This is a genomic window from Affinundibacterium baiyunense, assembly GCF_018139645.1.
Classification (GTDB): Bacteria; Pseudomonadota; Gammaproteobacteria; order Burkholderiales; family Burkholderiaceae_D; genus Undibacterium; species Undibacterium baiyunense.
The window spans coordinates 556,291-577,317 of the sequence record NZ_JAGSPM010000002.1 but is presented as its reverse complement, the minus strand read 5'-3'; the positions used below and the strand labels follow the sequence as shown (position 1 = coordinate 577,317).

The 21,027-nt window shown below is 43.8% G+C and carries 13 protein-coding genes; 7 read left to right on the top strand and 6 right to left on the bottom strand.

Going from position 1 to position 21,027, the window contains the following annotated elements; translation table 11 throughout:
- Positions 1 to 348: 348 nt before the first annotated feature.
- Positions 349 to 3,360 (bottom strand): TonB-dependent receptor, encoded by a 3,012-nt coding sequence (locus tag KDM92_RS05615; RefSeq protein ID WP_212683394.1) that lies wholly within the window; start codon positions 3,358 to 3,360, stop codon positions 349 to 351.
- 1,131 nt (positions 3,361 to 4,491) lie between these two features.
- Between KDM92_RS05615 and KDM92_RS05610 the strand changes: the two genes are divergently transcribed.
- The 5 genes from KDM92_RS05610 (at position 4,492) to KDM92_RS05590 (ending at position 14,651) form a co-directional block, all read left to right on the top strand.
- Complete coding sequence (locus KDM92_RS05610; RefSeq protein ID WP_212683393.1) at positions 4,492 to 7,368, top strand: TonB-dependent receptor domain-containing protein; 2,877 nt, start codon at positions 4,492 to 4,494, stop codon at positions 7,366 to 7,368.
- A 160-nt stretch (positions 7,369 to 7,528) separates the two neighbouring features.
- The gene (locus KDM92_RS05605; RefSeq protein WP_212683392.1) at positions 7,529 to 9,493 is read left to right on the top strand and encodes a S9 family peptidase; all 1,965 of its coding nucleotides are present in this window, start codon (positions 7,529 to 7,531) and stop codon (positions 9,491 to 9,493) included.
- A 234-nt stretch (positions 9,494 to 9,727) separates the two neighbouring features.
- The gene (locus KDM92_RS05600) at positions 9,728 to 11,323 is read left to right on the top strand and encodes an amidohydrolase family protein (protein WP_212683391.1); all 1,596 of its coding nucleotides are present in this window, start codon (positions 9,728 to 9,730) and stop codon (positions 11,321 to 11,323) included.
- Positions 11,324 to 11,445: 122 nt separating this feature from the next.
- Positions 11,446 to 12,756, top strand: coding sequence for an HD-GYP domain-containing protein (locus KDM92_RS05595; protein ID WP_212683390.1), 1,311 nt, complete (start codon positions 11,446 to 11,448; stop codon positions 12,754 to 12,756).
- Entirely contained in the window at positions 12,753 to 14,651 is a 1,899-nt protein-coding gene (locus tag KDM92_RS05590; RefSeq protein ID WP_212683389.1) for a PAS domain S-box protein, read from the top strand. The genes KDM92_RS05595 and KDM92_RS05590 overlap by 4 nt, the downstream gene beginning before the upstream one ends.
- A 72-nt stretch (positions 14,652 to 14,723) precedes the next feature.
- Here the strand turns inward: KDM92_RS05590 and KDM92_RS05585 are convergent, their stop codons facing one another.
- The 3 genes from KDM92_RS05585 to KDM92_RS05575 are packed head-to-tail and all read right to left on the bottom strand — an operon-like array spanning position 14,724 to position 16,244.
- Complete coding sequence (locus KDM92_RS05585; RefSeq protein ID WP_212683388.1) at positions 14,724 to 15,368, bottom strand: CAP domain-containing protein; 645 nt, start codon at positions 15,366 to 15,368, stop codon at positions 14,724 to 14,726.
- Positions 15,369 to 15,378: 10 nt separating this feature from the next.
- On the bottom strand, positions 15,379 to 15,843 hold the full coding sequence (locus KDM92_RS05580) for a nuclear transport factor 2 family protein (RefSeq protein WP_212683387.1): 465 nt from the start codon (positions 15,841 to 15,843) through the stop codon (positions 15,379 to 15,381).
- 53 nt (positions 15,844 to 15,896) lie between these two features.
- The gene (locus KDM92_RS05575; RefSeq protein ID WP_212683386.1) at positions 15,897 to 16,244 is read right to left on the bottom strand and encodes a hypothetical protein; all 348 of its coding nucleotides are present in this window, start codon (positions 16,242 to 16,244) and stop codon (positions 15,897 to 15,899) included.
- Between the two features lie 341 nt (positions 16,245 to 16,585).
- Here KDM92_RS05575 and KDM92_RS05570 point away from each other — a divergent pair, with 341 nt between their 5' ends.
- Together KDM92_RS05570 and dinB are read left to right on the top strand one after the other, a co-directional pair.
- The gene (locus KDM92_RS05570) at positions 16,586 to 17,356 is read left to right on the top strand and encodes a DUF481 domain-containing protein (protein ID WP_212683385.1); all 771 of its coding nucleotides are present in this window, start codon (positions 16,586 to 16,588) and stop codon (positions 17,354 to 17,356) included.
- Positions 17,357 to 17,412: 56 nt separating this feature from the next.
- Complete coding sequence (gene dinB, locus KDM92_RS05565; RefSeq protein WP_212683384.1) at positions 17,413 to 18,471, top strand: DNA polymerase IV; 1,059 nt, start codon at positions 17,413 to 17,415, stop codon at positions 18,469 to 18,471.
- 80 nt (positions 18,472 to 18,551) lie between these two features.
- On the opposite strand, the gene KDM92_RS05560 is transcribed toward dinB, so the two are convergent.
- Together KDM92_RS05560 and KDM92_RS05555 are read right to left on the bottom strand one after the other, a co-directional pair.
- Positions 18,552 to 20,006 carry a pyridoxal phosphate-dependent decarboxylase family protein gene (locus KDM92_RS05560; RefSeq protein ID WP_230408181.1) on the bottom strand — a complete coding sequence of 485 codons (1,455 nt, stop codon included), beginning with the start codon at positions 20,004 to 20,006 and terminating at the stop codon, positions 18,552 to 18,554.
- Between the two features lie 426 nt (positions 20,007 to 20,432).
- The gene (locus tag KDM92_RS05555; RefSeq protein WP_212683383.1) at positions 20,433 to 20,813 is read right to left on the bottom strand and encodes a flagellar protein FlaG; all 381 of its coding nucleotides are present in this window, start codon (positions 20,811 to 20,813) and stop codon (positions 20,433 to 20,435) included.
- Positions 20,814 to 21,027 lie beyond the last annotated feature (214 nt).

The following is a 21,027-nucleotide window of genomic DNA, read 5'->3' as shown; positions in this document are numbered from 1 at the left end:
TTTGACCAATCTCCCAGCTTCAACTGCCTTCAATATTCCTATGATCTGTGTTTCTGTAAATCTGCTCTTACGCATTTCTGTTCTCCTTTGGCATATAAGTTTGCCTCAAGATCTCTAGTTATGCATGACTTGATTTTATGGGAGGGTTACAACAGCACTGACATTGCCTCGTAAATATGGCCATCATTGCTATATGAAACGCCGAGATGCAAACGCTCATGCGCAGCAATTAAATTAATGAAATAAAATAAAGATCCAAAAATAAAAATGCCCGATGACATAATCATCGGGCATTTTTTCACCAATTAAAACAAGTGCTCTTAGCTTATAAAGATAAAAATCAACTTATTAGAACTCGTAACGTGCAGTGAAGCGTACAGCACGTGGTGCTTGGAAAGAAGTTGGTTGTCCATAGTTAGGATTACGTTTGCCGATCGCAACCGTATCCCGACTGTAGTCGTTCTGTTCAACGACTTCTACCGGACGTTGGCTATTTAATAGATTGAAAATATCCATTGCCAAAGTCAACTTACCATGAGAAATTTTTGGCATGTAGGCCAATTGGAAGTCGACTGTTCCAATCCATGGCGTTTCACCTGCAGTTCCGCGAGGTACCAGAACAGATTTGCCTTCTTTATTCAAACAATAGTAAGACGAAGCTGTTGTGTAATTCTGGGCATCACTGTAGTCAGGGCGATAAGAAGGTACGAAACCGATACAGCTAGTTGGACGGCCCGAAGTCACCATCGCATTGAAACCAGCACGTAAGGTATCAGTAATCGCATAATTACCAAATACTTTGAAAGTATGACGGCGATCATTCGACAAACGACCATTTGAGCCATCTGTTAAGGAACCAAAGTCGAAATCTTGCGTAATACCAGCATCTTCTTGGTTAATAACAGAGTTTACATAACCTTCGGCTGTACCTGTGGTTCTAGATAATACATAAGAAGCACTCATCCCCCACTTGCCATCATATGGACGATCCAATGTGAATTCCAATGAATTGTGCAGACGTGTGTACTTTGCCAAGCCTAAGTACTTAGCTGGTACAGTCGATTTAACCAGTTTCCCATCATTGTTCACGTCGATCATCAAAGTAACGTCATTACCAGGATTGACCATCATGCAACTAGCCATGGTGCTTGAGTCAAAGTTCGTGTAGCCCTTGTCTTTTGCCCAATTTTCAAAGCCAATATGTGAACAGTAGTCATCCATACCATCATTAATACGACGGTGTATGCCTTTGACGCCAACAATCCATTCTTTCGTGATAGCACGTTGGAAACCAAGCATCACTTCGTCTTGGTTCATAGGCTTCAAGTTGATGTCAGCGATCGTTGCTGGATTTGGCAAAGAGCCATCACTTACAACTTGCGGCGTACCGATAGACGCAGTGAGTCCGACTGGTGCTTGAGTGACTGGATCTTTCGAAGTGTAGCCATAAAACTGCTGAACGAAAGATTCGCCACGTGTTGCACGAATATTTGTATTCGATGCGACCGGGATAAAGTAGCGTCCCAAATTACCGAATACTTTGGTATCGCCAGCACCTGTTAAATCATAAGCGAAGCCTAAACGAGGAGCAAGCATACGATCTTTTTTGATAAAGCTAACACCGTCAGCATTTTTGTTATCAAAAGTTTCAGCGCGCAATCCACCTGAAACGAATAAAGCCTTGCTTACTTTCCAGTTATCTTCGATATAGATAGCAGAGTTGTTAACTTCAAACGCACCTGAAGTTGAAGAACTTGTACGACCACGCACATAGCCCTTACCAGGAGCAACGGCACCGGCTACACCATTAACAGTGCCAGTTGCATTACCAGGGTAATAACGCCAGTAAACGCCACCGGTGTATGGTGTTGAGCCTGCTTGTGTTGATGTGAATCGTTGGTTATCTACACCCGCGCGGATATTATGATTGCCAATGTTGTAGTCAATATCAAAACGATACGCACGGCGCTCATCTTTGTCGTCCCCTGCATTCGTATCACGAACAGAAGGACCTGGGAATGGGCCAGACCAGCAACCAACTTCGTTTAAGGCTTCATCAAGAACAACAGGGCAGCTTAAGGATTTGCGTGAATCGGTCACTCGACCCAAAAGATGATCAACTTTACCAACCAATCCAGATACGGTCAGATTATCTGTTACGTAGGCCGTGTATTTACCAATCAACACACTACCACCAGACTCAACATTCTGAGTGACTTTTTCACCAACGTGACGAGTTGTATAAAAATATTGCGGATCTGAAACGAGCACACCTTCAGCATTTTTAACTTTTGGATGAGTATAAGAATAAGTATCAGACTCGTTCTTATTGGAGATCGCCGTCAACTCTAAACGATGCATATCAGACGGCGTAAAATCCACCTTGATCATGCCATTTGGCTTGCCGCCTTTGGTGTTGCTACTGCTGTCTTTACCGTAGCCATTTGAACTAAAGCGATCCGCTGTCACTAAACCGTAAACAAACAAGGTATCCTTAATGATCGGTCCACCGATATAAGCATTTGCTACAACGGAGTCGGAAGTTCTGCCTTCATTGTAAATCGACCATTTACTGTCAGGAAACTCTGTATCAAGATTTCTAACGTTTTTACGGTCACTTACGAATGCATTTGGATTCCAATAGACTGAGGCACCACCCTTCCATTGATTTGTACCACGCTTAGTGGACAAAGACACAATACCACCGAGTGAGCGGCCATATTCCGCGCCATAGCCGCCGGATTTAATTTGCTGGGAGCCAATTGCATCAAACGGCAAGTTTGCGTAAGAAAGGAAGTTACGGATATTTGTTACGTCAAAGCCATTAATATAATAACCATTTTCCGCGACCGATGCACCACCAAAGGAAGGCAAATTACCTGCGCCTAAGTTAGGATCGCCCTTAGAAACGCCTGGAGCCAACATTGCAACAGCGTTAGGATCTTTAGCAACTGGCAAAGCAGACATTTGTTCTGCAGTAAATACCGTACTAGTTTCGGTGCTATTCAAGTCGATCATTACGCGACGACCAGAAACAACCACTGTTTGCGGCGCATCATTGGTCGTCATAACAACGCTTGTGCCTGAACCAATTGCTACAGTGATTTCTTTTGTGATACCAGCAGATGTGATTTTATAAACCCCAGGAGGCATCTTGGAAACGCTGAAACTACCATTACTATCGACGGTTACTACACGGCTCGATCCATTTTCAGGACTCACGATTGTGACTTTTTCACCCGCCTTGCCTTTACCATTGATTGAACCCTCGGCGCTTTGACCATATGCAGTGCCAGCGGCAAGCATACTTACAGCGATTGCAATCGCACTTAGGCGAATACTGGAAGCTTTAAATTTCATTATTTCTCCTGGAAAACCGTTTGTTAAGGTTATTTATGGCATTTTGCTAATTTACTGGATCAATCTAAGCAAAAATTGCAGAATCCCATACTTAAAAGTGGCCAGGGTATATGAGGCCACTTTTGCTTTCTAATTACTTTTAGGTCAAATAAAAATTTTTATTTTTGCAAGCCATTAATTTAAACGCAAAACAATTGGCTGTTAACTTTCAGCAAATAATTAGAACACCGCCACATGAAATCATTTTTTGTCTTTATATGTCAATTTTTTTGCCGCAAAAAAAGACAATCGAATACATTTAAAAGACATATTTAAATAATATTGAAACTAAAGCAATTGTGAACAATATCCTATTGCGAGTGACATTTTCAGATTTAAGTTCGGCAAGTTTAAGAAATTTCAGAAGTTTGCATTGAATCGATACTTGGTAAGCCAATTAAGTAAGCTGAAAATATTTGCTTTTGCTTGCTCCCTTAGTGAGACATGTGCAAGAAAACAACAATCTGAATGCCAAATAGGTGACTGACATTTACTCAGACATACTAAGGATTCTCGCTCTGCTTTCTCAAATTAGATCAATACAATAATTCAATAATCGTGAACTTATGCGACATTCTAAGATGGGCATGTTTTCCTTAATTTATATCTGGATTGCTCAATAACAACTATTCCGACCACTATTAGTTTGACTCTTGATTCGATCAAAGCAAACGAATAATTCCGAATTGCAACCAAAACAATCATTAAAATAAATAATTCATATATAAACAACATGGCACAAACCATTTCCACTTGGAATTTAAATTATTAAAATGTCTAATAATAAAGACATTGCAGTGAAAAAAAACAAGAAAATCAACATTTTGTTGTCGCCTACCAACCACAAATTCTTACTACTCAGCGAGAAGCTTGCCATAATCTTTCAAGGTTAAAAACCTCATCAGCAAAGTGCATTACTGGCAATGTCTATTTTGCAAAATAAATTTCAAAACGATTGTTTATTCACTTTTAGGCAAACGAAACGATAGGCATGCCATTCATGTACCTCATGATTTTCTAGATCAATCAATTTAGAAATCAAGCACAGTAACATTGTGCAAAAACTCAATAAAACACATCGAGGAGTAAATCTTGGCTAGTCAATTCACTTTAAAACGCAGCGTTATCGCTGTGGCGCTAACTTTAGCGTCGTCACAAGTTGTCTTCGCGCAGCAAACAGCTAACGAGCCAGTCGTGCAAAAAATTACGGTTACTGGTTCTAACATTAAGCGTGTTGATAAAGAAGGCACATCCCCAATTCAAACAATTACAGCCAAAGAAATCGCTGAAAGTGGTGCAGGTAATATCGCTGAATTAATGAAGCAAGTCCCATCGATGGGCGCAGATATCAATCAAGATTTAACTGGTGGCACTTTTGCTGCGGGTGTTTCTACAGCGTCTTTGCGTGGATTAGGCTCTACTTCAACATTGATCTTGTTGAATGGTCGCCGTATGACACCATCGGCTTACGCTGATCCAAACAATGGCAATTCAACACTGTATGACTTAAACAGTATCCCTCTGAGCGCGATTGAGCGTGTTGAGATTTTCAAAGACGGCGCATCTGCTGTATACGGATCTGACGCGATTGGTGGTGTTATTAACTTCATCACAAAACGTAATTTCCGTGGTGCGGAAGGCGGTATCAATATTGCAGCTAATGATGATGGCAAATTTGGTCGTAAACGCGCCAATGCGACTTTTGGCATGGGTGACTTCGAAAGCAATGGCTACAATGCCTTCTTCGCAGTTGATTATTCCAAACGTGATCGCGTAGCACGTGCTGACGTGACAGATATCGAATATGACAAGTATTTGATTATGAATGGCCGCTATGCGTCTCCATATTCCAGCACTGTCTCCAAATACCCTTGGTTCTACAAAGAAACCGCACCAGGAAGCAAAAATTTCGGTGTAACCCGCGCGACAATGGCTACAAATCTAATCACTGATTTAAGCTGCCCTGACTCCCAAAAACTGACACTAGGTGCTCGTGAAGCGATCTTGCCAACAAGTATTCTGTTCGGTCGTACAGTTTGTAATTACAACGCTGACTTATATAGCGAGGCACAAGGTGAAGCAACTGATTTAAGCTTCATGGGTGTAGGCAGTTTAAAAATTACTGACAATGTAAGTGCGTTTGCCGAAGTGGCGTATACAAAGTCCGAACGCCCATACACTGGTGCAGGCGCGACACTGGGCACTGGTCAAACAACGAACTTTAAGTCTACGGGTATTGCTGATCCATTCCAAATTATTTTGCCAATCGGACACCCAGACAATCCGTTCCCGACTGCACGTGCGTCTGTTTCGGTTCGCTTAGAAGATAAACTGCGTACTCAACCAACAACGAATGAAAATGCCCGAGCGCTAGCTGGGTTAAAAGGCTCTAATTACGGCTTCGACTGGGAGACTGCAGTATTGTGGAATCGCTCCGAGCGTTTGCAAGAATATCGAAATATGTTCTATATCCCGACCTTGCAGAAAATCAATACTGGAACCTCCATGGCGACTTTGTTCAAAGATCCAACTTTGACGAAAGACGTTAAGAACACCGGTAGTGCAGAAATCTTACAATGGGATGCAAAAGCAACCACTGAGTTTGGCAAGTTAGGCGGTGGCGCAATTGGATTGGCAACGGGTGTTGAGTTCCGCGAAGAGCGTATCGTGTTGACTCCTGACGCGGATCTGGCTGCTGGAAATATTTTAGGTTTGGCAAACTCTGTGATCGATGGTAGCCGTAAAGTATCTTCTGCATTCATCGAATTGCGTACACCATTCTTGAAAAATTTTGAAATGGATTTCGCGGGTCGTTTCGATAAATATCCAGGCATAAAAGTTAACTTCGTTCCAAAAGTTGGTGCTAAATGGAACGTTAATGATAGTTTATCTTTCCGCAGTACTTATGCTGAAGGTTTCCGTGCTCCAGCATTGGTACAGGTTCTACCAGGTGGCTCACAGTTCTTCCTGAGTGGTTTGTGGGATCCAAAACGTTGTGAAGATGACGAACAGACACCAAAACCAAATGCAACAGCAGCGGACTGTGCCAAAGGCGCTTCCGGTACTGGCGGTGCAAATCCAGAATTGAAACCAGAAACCGCAAAAAGCTACTCTTTCGGTTTAATTTTCTCACCTACACGTAACTTTGACGTGTTAGTTGATTGGTACAAGATCCGTAAAGAAGGCGAAGTTATGCTGGGCAGTGCATTCCAGGCCTTGAAAGACGAAGACCGCTTTCCACAAAATATCATTCGCGATCCTAATCCAGTCAACTGGGTAACAAAAAATGGTGTCCCAGTTCCAGGTACTGGTCCTCTACTTTCAGTAAAATTACCGTGGATCAACCAAGGCGCAACAGAAGTGACTGGTCTTGATTTTGAAATGCGTATGCGTAATAACTTAGGTACTTGGGGTAATTTATCCTCCACGTTCCGTGGCTCTTACCAAATCTCTTACAAAATCGCACAAGTACTCGGTGACATCGAGCATAACGTCGCTGGTAAGCGTCCAGGCTTGTACGACTGGAACTTAAGTAGTGGTCCTGATACACCACGCTTCAAAGGCGGATTATCAACAAATTGGTCTCAAGGTCCACACAGCGTTTCTGGATCAATTGCCTATGTCGGTAGTATTTCTTTGATGCGTAACCGTGACGCAGCAACGATCTATCCAGCAGAGTTCTGCTACTATGGTACAAGAAAGGCAACAGATGCAGTGCCAAATCGCAATACTTCTAACCCACGTTTTGAAGAATTCGAAGAAAGCTGCAAAGTACCAGATTGGACAACTGTTGGTTTGGGTTACACCTACACTGGTTTCAAAAACTTAGGCTTGTCTATCAATATCGCCAATATTTTCGATTCCAAAGCACCATATGACCCTGGTTATGTAACATCTGGCTACAACACAGGTTTGCATAATAACCGTGGTCGCTACTTCACATTGAGCGCGAACTATAAATTTAACTAAGTTTGCCCTCAGTATAAGTTAGGTCCTAATAAGACTTGGCTCGCAAGATCAAACGCCCCGGCAACGGGGCGTTTGTGTTTACACCGTATGAATATAAATGCTTACTTTTCTCAAAAGGAATTTTCTAAGCATTCATCAAACAAAAAATCAGGAACTTCATATGAAAAAACCAAATTGGAAATACCTCTTGATTGCAGCCTGCCTTTGCTACAGTTCGATAGCACAAGCAGAAACTAAAGCTGTTCCAGCCATTGAAAGTTTTTTTAAGCTAGATAATTTTGGCGGAGCAAGTTTAGCTCCCGATGGCAAGCATGTCGCCATCCTCTTGGCTGGACCTGATCAGCGCTTAGCGCTGACCATCATGGACACCGCGACAAATAAATTACAGGTGATCGCGAGATACTCCAATCTCGACATCACTAGTGTGTCTTGGGTTAACAATCACCGCGTCGTTTATAGCATGGGTGATCGTCAACTCGCTGCAGGCCAACAAAGAATGGGGCCAGGTCTGATCGCAATCGACATCGATGGTAAGAATGAACGTGAAATCATCGAACGTACCAGCACTGGTAGCGCAAAATTTCGTGTACTCGGTGCTCGCTACCAATTCTATAGCGTCGTTGGAACGCCAGACTCCAACGATATCTTCGTGATTCAAGGAAGTGGCACGCGAAAGAATCCGTCCGCCACTTTAATGCGCGTCAACACCGTTGATGGTGTAATGACTGGAATTAATAGTCCTATCAATACCAGTGGATTCTTGATGGACTATCAAGGAGAACTTCGCATCGCCGTCCGTCGTATCGAAAAACAAACCGCGATTCTTTACAAAGATCCTAAAAATGACACTTGGCGTACACTAACTGAGTTCGATAACGTCAATGAAGATGGATTCTCTCCTTTAACAATTGGACCAGATGGCAGTCTCTATGTGGTCTCACACAATGGTAATGATACAAAATCCGTCTACAAATACGACTTAGAAAACAATCGCATTATTCCCACTCCTTTAGTCGAGCTTGCCGGATTCGACTTTAATGGAAGTCTGATTTTTAGCAAATCAAAAAATAAACTGATCGGTGTCCGCTATGAAACCGACGCACAAGGTACGACTTGGTTAGATGAGAACATTCAGAAAATTCAGGAAAAGGTAGACGCTCTGCTGCCAAATACCATCAACCGCATTACCACTCCACGCAATAGTGGGGAAATAGTACAAATCAATTCCTTCTCCGACACGATCCCTGGATTATCGTTTATCTACAACACGGTTAGCGGAAAATTATCACCGCTAGGAATCAACCGCCCAGAAATAGATGAACGTCAAATGTCTTACAAAAATTTTGTCAGAATCAAGGCACGTGACGGCTTAGAAATACCAAGCTACATCACCTTACCGCGCAATTCCAACGGCAAGAATTTACCCTTAATTGTGATGGTTCATGGTGGCCCTTATTTACGTGGCGGCTCATGGGGTTGGAACCCGCAAGTTCAGCTGTTAGCATCTCGCGGCTATGCAGTGATCGAACCAGATTTCCGTGGCAGTGAAGGTTACGGCAAAAAATTATTCCAATCTGGCTGGAAGCAATGGGGATTAAAAATGCAAGACGACCTTGACGATGCACGTCAATGGGCAATCGATCAAGGTTATGCCGATCCTAACCGCGTATGTATCGCTGGTGCCAGCTATGGTGGCTATGCGACCTTGATGGGTCTCATTCGTAACCCCGGTTTGTATCGTTGTGGCATTAGTTGGGTTGGTGTCTCTGATATCAATCTCTTATACGATGTTTCTTGGAGTGACAATTCTGAACAATGGCAAAAATATGGCATGCCATTCTTGATTGGCGACCAAGAAAAAGATGCTGCACAGCTCAAAGCTACTTCACCATTAGAACAAGCCGCTCGCTTGAAAAATCCTTTGCTGTTGGCTTATGGTGCAGCGGATTACCGCGTGCCTTTGGTACATGGAACCAAGTTTTATGATGCGATCAAAGACCATAATAAAGAAGTCGAGTGGGTCGTGTACAAAGATGAGGGACATGGCTGGCGTCGCTTAGACAACAATATTGATTTTTGGAGTCGTGTTGAAAAATTCTTAGATAAACATCTAGGTAAAAAATAAGCAAAAAAGGCCGCAAACAGAAATGTATGCGGCCTTTTTTACATGCCAATATTTATCAATTTTTTCTACATCAGCTATTCAACTGCAAATGCGCGAACAATCGTGACACGCTTTGATCAAATTTCCACATATCGCAAGTGTATTGCTTGATGAAAGCGGACTTATGTTTGATACTCGATATACGAGTTAAATAATCAGTTCCAAACATAGATGTTGTGATCTTAGGGTTTCATCATGAATACGAAAAAATTCTACCAATACACCGTCCTATTTGCCTGTCTGCTAAACATCAATTTTGCCTTAGCCGATACCAATCATTTCCAAGTCACTCCCGCCCCAGCGCGTCAAGAAGGACAAGGCCCCTATTCTCAATTGATCTTGCGAGAAGTTACTGTCATCAATGGTACGGGTGCGCCTGCATTTGGCCCTGCGGATATCGTGATTGAAGGTAACAAGATTACACAAGTAGCGATCGTTGGTACGCCGACTTCGACTGTTCGAAGTGGTCGTCCAAAATTAAAAGAGGGCGGAAAAGAGTTAAATCTTGCGGGGCATTACGTGATGCCGGGCATTGTGGATATGCATGGGCATATTGGCGGCAGCGAACAAGGTACGCCAGCAGAATACGTCTACAAACTGTGGCTAGGGCATGGCATCACAACGATTCGCGATCCGTCTTGTGGTAATGGTTTAGCGTTTTGTTTGAATGAAAAAAAGCGCAGCGCCGATAATCAAATCACTGCACCTAGAATTCTCGCCTATCCATATTTTGGACAAGGTCAAAAGGTCGCGTTTACAGACCCCGAACAAGCGCGAGCTTGGGTGCGCGAAATGAAAAAGCAAGGTGCCGACGGTTTGAAATGTTTTGGTTATCGTCCAGATATCTTGCAAGCCGCTTTAGATGAAATTAAAAAACAAGGCATGCGTTCCGCATGTCACCATGCCCAAATCGATGTTGCGCGCGTTAATGTTCTGAACACAGCACGCTGGGGATTGACCACAATGGAGCATTGGTATGGTTTACCTGAGGCCTTGTTTGATGGGCAAACGGTACAAGACTATCCAGCCGATTACAATTATCAAAACGAACAACAACGCTTTGGACAAGCTGGACGCTTGTGGGCGCAGGCGGCAAAACCTGGTAGCGCCAAATGGAATGCGGTGATGGATGAATTGCTGAAACTTGATTTTACGATTGATCCTACTTTTACGATTTATCAAGCCACACGAGATGTCATGCGCGCTCGTCGTGCTGATTGGCAGGACGCCTACGCGCTGCCGAGTTTAACGAGATTTTTCACCGCCAATCCAGATTCACATGGGTCCTTTTTCTTCGATTGGGGAACCGAAGAAGAAGTCGCTTGGAAAGAAAATTACCGTCTATGGATGCGATTCGTCAATGAATACAAAAATCGTGGCGGTCGTGTGACTGTGGGCTCTGATTCTGGCTACATTTATAAAGTATATGGTTTTGGCACCATAGAAGAATTAGAGCTATTGCGTGAAGCTGGTTTTCACCCGCTCGAAGTCATGAAAGCGGCGACATTGTCTGGCGCGGAAGCGCTTGGTATGCAACAAAGCATCGGCAGTATCGAAGCTGGTAAATTAGCTGATCTAGCGATCTTAGTTGAGAATCCCTTAGCGAACTTCAAAGTTTTATATGGCACAGGTCATATGCGTCTCGATAAAACTGGTAAGGTAAATCAAGTTGGCGGCGTAAAATACACAATTAAAGACGGTATCATTTATGACGCAAAACAATTACTTAGCGATGTCAGAAATATCGTTACTAAAGCGAAGCAAGCAGATCAAAGTAAGGCTGTTCAATAATCAGGATGGATCGCATTGACAAAGATTAGATACATGTCACGAAGTGAGGAAATGCGCATCGAAAAAGTTACCCATCAATGCTATCCATTTCAAACTGCCGAATTTATCGATGAAAAAATAAAATGTCCGATGACGCAAAACTGATCGCGATTGATCAACTCAAAATTGGCATGTTCATTAAGCTCGACTTGAGCTGGTTTGAGCATTCGTTTCCTATGAGTTCGTTTAAGATCACCAATCAAGATCAGCTGAACGAGCTGCACGCGCTGAAATTGAAGCATGTACGCTACTTCCCTTCCAAATCAGACTTATTGCAGGTGAATGCGCCAAGCAACGCGAATGTCGCAGGTAAATCGACCACAAACAATCTTCCTCCAACCGCACAAGTTTTCAACAATATTATCGAAGCAAAACGTGCACGATTTGAGAAGTTAACCAAACAGAGGGAAGAGCTAGCACGTTGTGAAGCAAAATTTGTTGAAGCGGCAACGGTGGTAAAAAGCATCAACAGAACCATATTCTCACAGCCAGAGCAAACCATTAAGGAAGCCAATAAATTAGTGGACAGCGTAGCTGAGATATTTCTCAATTCAAATGATACGGTAATGCATTTGATTCAGCAGACGGGCGCCAATGAAGAGTTGTATTTTCATACGCTAAATGTCTCAGTATTAGCGATGATGCTGGCAAGTGAAATGAAATGCACCGAGGCGCAAATCAAATCGGTCGGCTTAGCCGCCTTGTTCCATGATTTGGGCAAAGTAAATGTGCCAGAAAAAATTCTAAATAAAACAGAAGCACTGACCAAACCAGAACAAAATTTCTTCGAACTACACCCGCAGTATGGTGTAGAGGTCGGCAAAAAAGCGGGCCTTCCAAATATCGTTTTAGAAGTAATCGAAAGCCATCATGAACATCTGGATGGCAGTGGCTATCCAAAAAAACTTAAAGCAGATGCGATTCGGATGCCAACTAGAATTGTGACGATAGCCAATGTGTATGACAATCTCTGCAACCATATCGATCCCAACCAATCACTAACGCCACACGAAGCACTATCAACCATGTATGCGCACCGACGCGCGCAGTTTGACCCTGCAGTGATGGCCACCATGATTAAAAGTTTGGGCGTCTATCCACCTGGCACCATCGTGCGGCTTTCGAATGAAGCGATAGGTTTGGTGATGAACGTGAATGTCGGGAAGCCATTGCGACCTCGCGTATTGGTCTATGACGCAGATATCCCGAAAGAAGATGCGATTATTTTAGACCTTGCCGAAGAAGGAAGTGATCTATCCATTAGTGCAAGCATACGCCCAGGACTGTTACCAAAAGCGATTTTCGATTACTTAAATCCGCGGAAACGCGTCAATTATTATTTCGACTCTTCATCAAAACAATCGGGCAACCAATCGCAAGCTGGTAAGGTATGAGCAATATGACCTCGACCACGTTCACCTCACTTAGTCAGCATGTATTGCAGCATATCCTGCAGCATGTCGATCAAGCTTTGGTCGTTGTATCTGCAGGTGATTTAGTCATTCTCGAATTAAATCAAAAGAGCTGCGAACTTCTAGGCCGCACACGTGATGAGCTTCTGGGCCAAGCATTATCAAGTATTGAATGTGCCTTGCAGGACCTCTTTTTTTGGGATGATATTAGTGCAAATCCACCGTTGAGCGGACAACGTATCGCGGAAAGCGAATGGCTAACAGCAGATGGTGTGGCGCTTCCCATCGAGAAGCGTGTATCGGCTTTTCAAGATGGCGAAACGCATTATTGGTTGATTCAAGCAGAAGATCTCACTGCACGTCGACACATCGTGCAAGAACAAATTCAACTTGCTTCGCAATTACAAAGTTCCTTAGAGGCGACTGCCGAAGGGATTCTCTCTGTTGACTTACACGGTAAAGTGGTCAATCTAAATCGCCGCTTCAGCACGATGTGGGGGCTCAGTGATGATTTGATTGTGACGCGCGATGAAGCAGCAATGATGGCACACGTGCAGACTTGTCTATGCGATGCCGATTCGTTTGCTGCGCGCTTAACGTATTTAACAGAAAATCCCGAATCAGAGAGCGAAGATCATCTCAGTTTATTAGATGGGCGGCATTTTATTTCTGTATCCAAACCAGAGTATCTGCGTGATCGTTTGGTCGGACGGGTTTTTAGCGTACGCGACATCAGTGCCATGAAAAAAGCCGAAAATGAATTAGTCGATGCGCTAGCGCTAGCCGAACAAGCTGTGCAAGATAAATCACAAATGTTGGATGCACTCAAACTAAGTGAATCACGATTACGCCGCTTAATTAATTCGAGCATGATCGGCATCTTTCAAGGCGATATGAGTGGACAGTTAACGCTCGCCAACGACGTGTTACTCGATCTGCTCGGCGTCGAACGACATGAGCTGTTGAGCAAACAAGTACAATGGCTGCAATTGACATCGCCAGCGTATCACCAAGCACACCAAGCAGCGCTCAAAGAATTGCAAGAGTACGGGCATGCAGAACCATTCGAAGCTGAATTAAGTCGATCTGACGGCAGTAAAGTACCAGTGATGGTTGGGCTCGCGCAACTCGAAGGCTCTCGCTTTGAGTGGGTAGGATTTGTACTTGATCTCACCGCACAAAAAAATGCGGATCGTGTCAAAGCCGAATTCATTTCCGTTGTCAGTCACGAACTGCGCACTCCGCTGACTTCAATTCGTGGCGCCTTAGGTTTACTTGAACATGGCGCTGCTGGAAATCTTTCACCCAAGATCCAACATTTAATTCAAATCGCGCACAGAAACAGCCAGCGTTTAGGCAGCTTAGTCAACGATTTGCTCGATATGGAGAAATTGGTATCCGGCAAGATGGAATTCAAATCAGAGGTGATTGATTTAATTCTACTCACGCAGCAAGCGATTGAAGCAACCAGCAATTATGCTGCGGCACTAGAAGTGAGTTACCGCTTTCAAGAGCCAACTCAAGCAGCGCATGTTCAGGGCGATCCACAACGCGTCATGCAAGTCTTCGCCAACCTCTTATCGAATGCCGCTAAGTTCTCGCCGAAATCGGCGTTTGTCGAAGTTCGTCTGATTAAAGAGCAAAGTCACTGGCGTGTGGAAGTAGAAGATCGTGGCGCGGGCATTCCGCTTGAGTTCCGCGACAAAATATTTTCTAAATTTGCACAGGCTGATGGCTCAAACACACGACAACAAGGAGGCACTGGATTAGGCCTCAATATTGCAAAATCGTTTGTTGAAAAAATGGACGGCGAGATTGGCTTCGAAAGTGAAGTTGGAAAAGGTAGTTTGTTTTGGTTTACCTTACCTGCAGAATAAGTTCAATCAAGGATTATTCTTTGCTTTCGAGCGATGGAACGAGTTTGGCTTCTTGTCTCGGACGTCCCAAATTCATCGTCCAGTACGTTTTGTAAAACGACTTTTTTTCGCAACACAAGCGACCGCAAACTCAGTAAATTCCGCAGACAACATTTGCTTAAAATGCGGCCCACTGCTATGCCATGCCTGCATTGCAGTCATCAAATTGGCGGGTCGAGTAGTAATGTTTTCACCAATTACTTGAAATTTGTATCCAACAAAATTCACTCGATCACGTAATTGACGAGAATCTAAGCTGGTGTGAGAAACCAAATTGCTTGCAGCCATCTGCACGGAATGTTCAAAAGCAGCTGCTTGTAGCTTAACATTCCAACTCAATGCTTGTGTGGCAGGCATTATTTCAGTTCCACAAACCTGCTCTCTTTCTCGTAAGGTATTAAGTGTACGAATAGCTTGCTCTTGAAACTCCTCTGCACTTTGAAGATCACAGCGGGCGTTACTGAAGTCTGTAGAAATATAATTGGAAAGCACCGAATCTTCTGAGAAAACTTCAATTTCCGGTGGGGTCGAAATTGCGATCGTTGTTGCTTGTGATGAGGCAGCGCTGAACCTAGTTTGATCTACACATCCTGTTGCCAACTGCGCCAAAAATCCTACGTAACTTGCCAAAATCAACTGATGTCTAACGCGATAAGAAGTCAACTTCAAGTCAATCATTTAGCATCTGTTACTTGGATGAAAACTTCTGCAAATTCTTCGCGGCCTGCGCACGAATCTTATTCTGAACAAAGGGTAATCCGCCTAATAGCAAACCCTTCATGCCCATCGCTTGTTGACTCCATTTCCACAGATCGAAATGATCGCGATGACGGCAAATTTTTCCATCACGGAATTCGAATTTAGCGTGGATATCATTCACAATAAAACGTCCTGTTTGACTAAAACTATAGCTAGCGACCCAATGTGCACTGCCTTCAACATCGTTGGCCTCTATCGAATCAAAAACTAAAGAAAAATCCTGTGCCCGTGCAGTTAACATGCGCCACATATTTCCTGCTTGCACACCGCGCAAATCTGTGAAAACCGGATCAGAAAATTGAATATCGTCGGTATAACATGCACACATTGCCTCGGCGTCTAAGCGTTGAAATGCCTGATAAAACTGTGCTATCAATTGTGCATTCGGGTGCATAAAATTCCTCTTATTCAATCAAATATCCTATCAAGATCTTTAGTTCAAGATCTTCAGTGCGCACTGGCAGAAGCAGATGCCGAAGCGGATGCAGAAGCCGCCTCCTCAGAAGCTGCACTTGCCGCGACTTCGACGCTAGGTTTAACTTCAGCGATATTATTTTCGCGCATGTAGTCGTTCATTTCTTTCCAACCCGCATAAACCGCGGCACGAGCTGCCTGCGGATTCAAGGCGTAACAATCTTCAATACCACGTCCAGCATGTCGACATGCACTACCCGTGGCACGCGCATCAGCTTCCAGTATTGCGGCTTCTTTGGCAGGATCAGGAATGCCCAAACGATCACAAGCGGCCAAGCTAAAACAAGCTACGCTGAATAAGATTTTGAAATAGGTCGTCATCGTGTCACCCATTGTTATATCAATTTGACATAGAAAATTCATGCTATCACAAAATAGTTGCGAAGCATGCCTCAAACAAATCTATCTAATGCGGCTTATTTCCACATCTTATAAAAAATCAAGCAGCCAAGACTTGGATTTATCTGCAATCGCATCTATCGAACTTACTTACATGAGCACTGTCCTAAGTTCGGTCGCTATCATCTGTCAACCAGATCAAATTCGCTAGCGTTAGGCAGTGCCAACTCAGCAGTAAAAATACACGGTCACAATTGAGTTATATAATCGACCGCCATTAGCTTTAATTCGGCTTTAAATTGGCTTTATTTTAGGATCTTTTCATGTTTCAAATCCATCTGCGTAAATCGCACTCCGCTCTTGCAATCGCTTTTTGTTGCCTCTCCTTCAGTCAAATCGTTAGCGCTCAAACTTTACAAGATAACCAATGGCATGGAGGTATCGCGATTGGTGGAAGTTACGCATCAAGCAACAATGTCGCCCAAACATTCAACTTAAGTGCGAATGGAACCAAGGCGACGATGGAAGATAAGTTAGGCCTTTATTCCGTCATTAATTACGGCAGTAACACGGTCAATAAAGTAAAAACCAACACAGCACAGTTACTACGTATTGGTGGTCGATATGACTACAATATGTCTGCCAATAGTTTCTTCTTTGGTGGTAGTGAGCTTGAAACCAATAAGATCCAGAACATTGACTCCCGTTACTCATTCAATACGGGTGCGGGTTTTAAATTGATCAAAACCGAAGATACTTCATTTGATTTATTCACGGGTCTTGGTTATTCGAATACACGCTTTGGGACCACCATACCACCGTCCCCCTCAAGCAAAAAAGGTGTTGAATTTTTGCTCGGTGAAGAATCAACGCACAAACTCAGTAACACCTCTAGTGTCAAACAGCGCTTAGCAATTTATCCAGGTAGTTCGGATATTGGTACACGCGGTACCTTCGATGTCAGTTTAGCGACAGTCGTTGCAAACGGTTGGACACTCAATGCGAGCGCAGCGGTTAGCTACACTAGCAAACCCAGCAATAACTTCAAACGCACCAACAGCTTGGTGACGTTTGGCTTTGGCTACAAGTATTAAAAATCTCGACGATCGGTTAAAATACTGTATAAATAAACAGTACTTTAACCGATCCTATGAAACCCGTTCAGCGCAAAATTATTCACTGCGATTGTGACTGTTTCTACGCGTCTGTGGAAATGCGCGATGATCCTCGCTTACGTGAAGTACCGTTAGCGATTGGTGGACAAGCTGATCAACGTGGGGTTATCGCAACCTGTAATTACGTCGCACGTAAGTTTGGGGTGCGCTCTGCAATGCCAACCTCACAAGCTTTAAAGCGCTGCCCTGATCTTGTCGTAATGCGGCCGAACATGGAAAAGTATCGCCTAGCTTCACGCACAATTCTCGACATTTACCGCGACTACACCGATCTTGTAGAACCGTTGTCCTTAGACGAAGCTTATCTCGATGTCAGTAGTACCAAACAATTACATGGAAGCGCCACCCGTATCGCTCAAGAAATACGGCAACGTATATTTAAGGATGTCGGCATCACCGTATCTGCAGGTGTAGCACCCAACAAGTTTCTCGCAAAAATTGCCAGTGACTGGAACAAGCCAGACGGCATGTATGTGATTTTGCCTGAGCAGGTGGAGGGGTTCGTCAAGCAACTTGAAGTTGCGCGTTTATTTGGCGTTGGTAAAGTCACTGCAAGTAAGTTACACCAACTTGGCATTCGCACTTGCGAAGACTTATTGCAATGGTCGTTGCCCGATTTATTAAAACAATTTGGCAAACTGGGCGCGAGTTTATTTTCACTATGTCGCGGCATTGATGAACGTGCGGTAGTGCCAAGTCATGTAAGAAAATCCGTCAGCATCGAAGAAACTTACACACGCGATTTACTTGATTTTCAGCATTGTATCGCAGAGCTACCGATGCTGTACGCCTCGTTACAAAAACAAGTGGAACGTACTGGTAGCGCCAATCTAATCCACAAATTAAATATCAAAATCCGCTTCAATGATTTCAAACAAACCACCGTCGAGTGCCGAGCCAATCAATTAGATCAGCAAATATTCGCTGATCTATTGCAAATCGGCTACCAGCGTAAGCAATTACCCGTGCGTCTAATCGGATTGGGAATTAGTCTTTGCGAAGAAAAGAGCGACGAGCAATTACCATTGTTTTGATTCAACTATCAAGGTCACACGACAGCAAGGTTTATGCTTGGTAAATCTACAGTTTAATTAGACGAAGCAGCGTCAACTCCTCAAGACTTCGGAAGCTGGCTCAACTGCTCACCAAATCGCAGAACCGCATCCAACATTTCATGGATGTCTTCTTCACGCGTGCGGTGATTCACAAGCGCTGCTCGTATCGCCAAGTGTCCATTCACTTTGGTGGTAGAGGGTGCGGCAATACCTGATTCATGCAATTCAAAAACAATGTCACGATTCAATGCATCCAAATCGAGCTCACTATCTCGGTAGCGAAAGCAAACAATATTCAAGTTCACTGGCGCTAACAATTCTAATTTAGGTTCATTTCTTATCCGCTGCTGCAAGCGCTGCGCCAATGCACAAGTGTGTTCAATCATCCGTCCCAAGCGTTCAACGCCATAAACTTGAATCGTGAACCAGGCTTTTAATGCACGAAAGCCGCGCGATAAATCAGGACCAAAATCACAAGGCCAACGCTCACCAGCAGCAATACCGCGGGTTTCACGTTTCAAGTAACTTGTAGGCGTAGCAAAGGTGTCGAAATGGGCTTGACCATCTCGCACTAAAATATAACCTGCGTCGTATTGCACCTGCGCCCACTTGTGAAAATCAAACGCAATCGAATCAGCGCGTTCAATCCCTTTTAGGCGCGGCGCAACTACGTCAGACAACATCGCTAGAGCACCATAAGCGCCATCAATATGAAACCATAGTCCATGTCGCTGCGCGAGCGTTGCAATCGCATCTAAATCATCGATCGCTCCAACATCGACCGTGCCTGCGGTGCCTGCGATGAGGAAGGGAGACAATCCAGCTGCACGATCGGCTTCAATCTGTTGTTCCAATTGCTGCAAATCCATCGAGAAATCCGGGTTAACTGGAATCAAACGTAAAGCATCGATTCCAATGCCTGCCATATCAATCGCCTGCGACACACAAGCATGCGCACCGACCGACGCATAAGCAACCAGATTTTTTTCGCTGTTTACAATGCCTGTCCGACGGCTGGCCAAACCCAAGGCCTTGGTACGCGCAACTAACACAGCAATAAAGTTAGCAATCGAGGTACCCGTTACGAAAAGTCCGCTAGCGGTAGATGGAAACTGAAATAACTCTCGCATCCACTGTGTTACTTGATTTTCCACCTCAATCGGCATTTGATCGCGGCCACCCAAGTTGGCGTTCAAACCGGCAGCCAACATTTCCGCCAACATACCGACCGGGGTACCGCCACCTTGCACCCACCCCATAAATCTTGGATGCGAATTCCCCACCGCATACGGCAATACATCTTGCATAAAACGTTGATGCACTTGCGCCAAGTCATTCGATTGCTTAGGCAAGTTTTGCCGAAACTTGCCTCTAACTTGCTCAGGAATATTTTGCCAAACGGGTCGCTCACGAATGCCTTCGATGTAATCGAGCATATCATCGAGCATACGATGTCCTTCAGCACGCAGGCTGGTCCAATCTTGTGGGTCTAAGCTATGAGATGGTTCTGTCATGACGCAGTTGTCGCTATAAAAATCGCCCAAATCATCAGGCAAAATCGAATGAAGCCGAAGAATAGCAACTATTTTGAGTTTCTGCCGCAAAGCTAGCGGACAAATCGTTTGAAAAATTTAATAATGATTAAACTTATTGCATTTTTTGTGAGTAGAGCGGCGAGTACAATCGCATTCGATTAAATGCAAGGCAAGTTTTGAATGTAGATTTGAATTTTGATTCGAATTTGTAAAAAGATTGTTTTTACTCAGTATACTTGCTGTACTTGCCATTATGGCCACAATAGCAAGTGGTTTAACTGCGCACAAATCATGTCGACGTCCGTTGCAGTGCAAATTGTAGATATGGGTTATCTAACAAGATCACCACTCACCTATTTAAGGATACAAAATTTAAAGGTGGGCGAAAAAATTCAATCAAGCTTATTAAGCTTGTTCACGAATGAACATGCCATTTTTTTTATCAAGATCTTTTGCCATCTCGATTACCTCTCTCGAAGGAATTTGACGGATAACAGTATTAGTTTCTTTATCAACAATCTGGACTAAAACTTTACCGGTCTCTTGATCGACATTTAAATTGACGCTGTTATTAGCGTTTAAAAATCGATTCACTATTTCTACCGATTTTTTTAACTCTGCATCGCTAATTGGATTCGATGCATCAGCGACCAAAGGCGCTTTAACATCTGGTGATTTCCCTGTGTCTTTTGTCGCTACGCGCGACTCTGCGGTAGAAGAAGCCCCAACAACAGCCGCAACGCCAGCAATACGCGAGACCGCCGAGCTAATTTGATTGATGCTCATTATCTTCCCCAATACTTAATGACTAATAAAAAATTTGTGCGGATTTCCCCATATAGTGATTATCGGAACGAATCACGAAAAGTTTAGTGACTTGTGCGAATATTCAGCACCATCAGACTTCCCTAATGAATAAATGAGTACCGTGTGTTGCGAGAGAGTTAACGCATCAACTTCTGGAGTCATATGCATCGCTTTCTATGCACCATTAACCAAA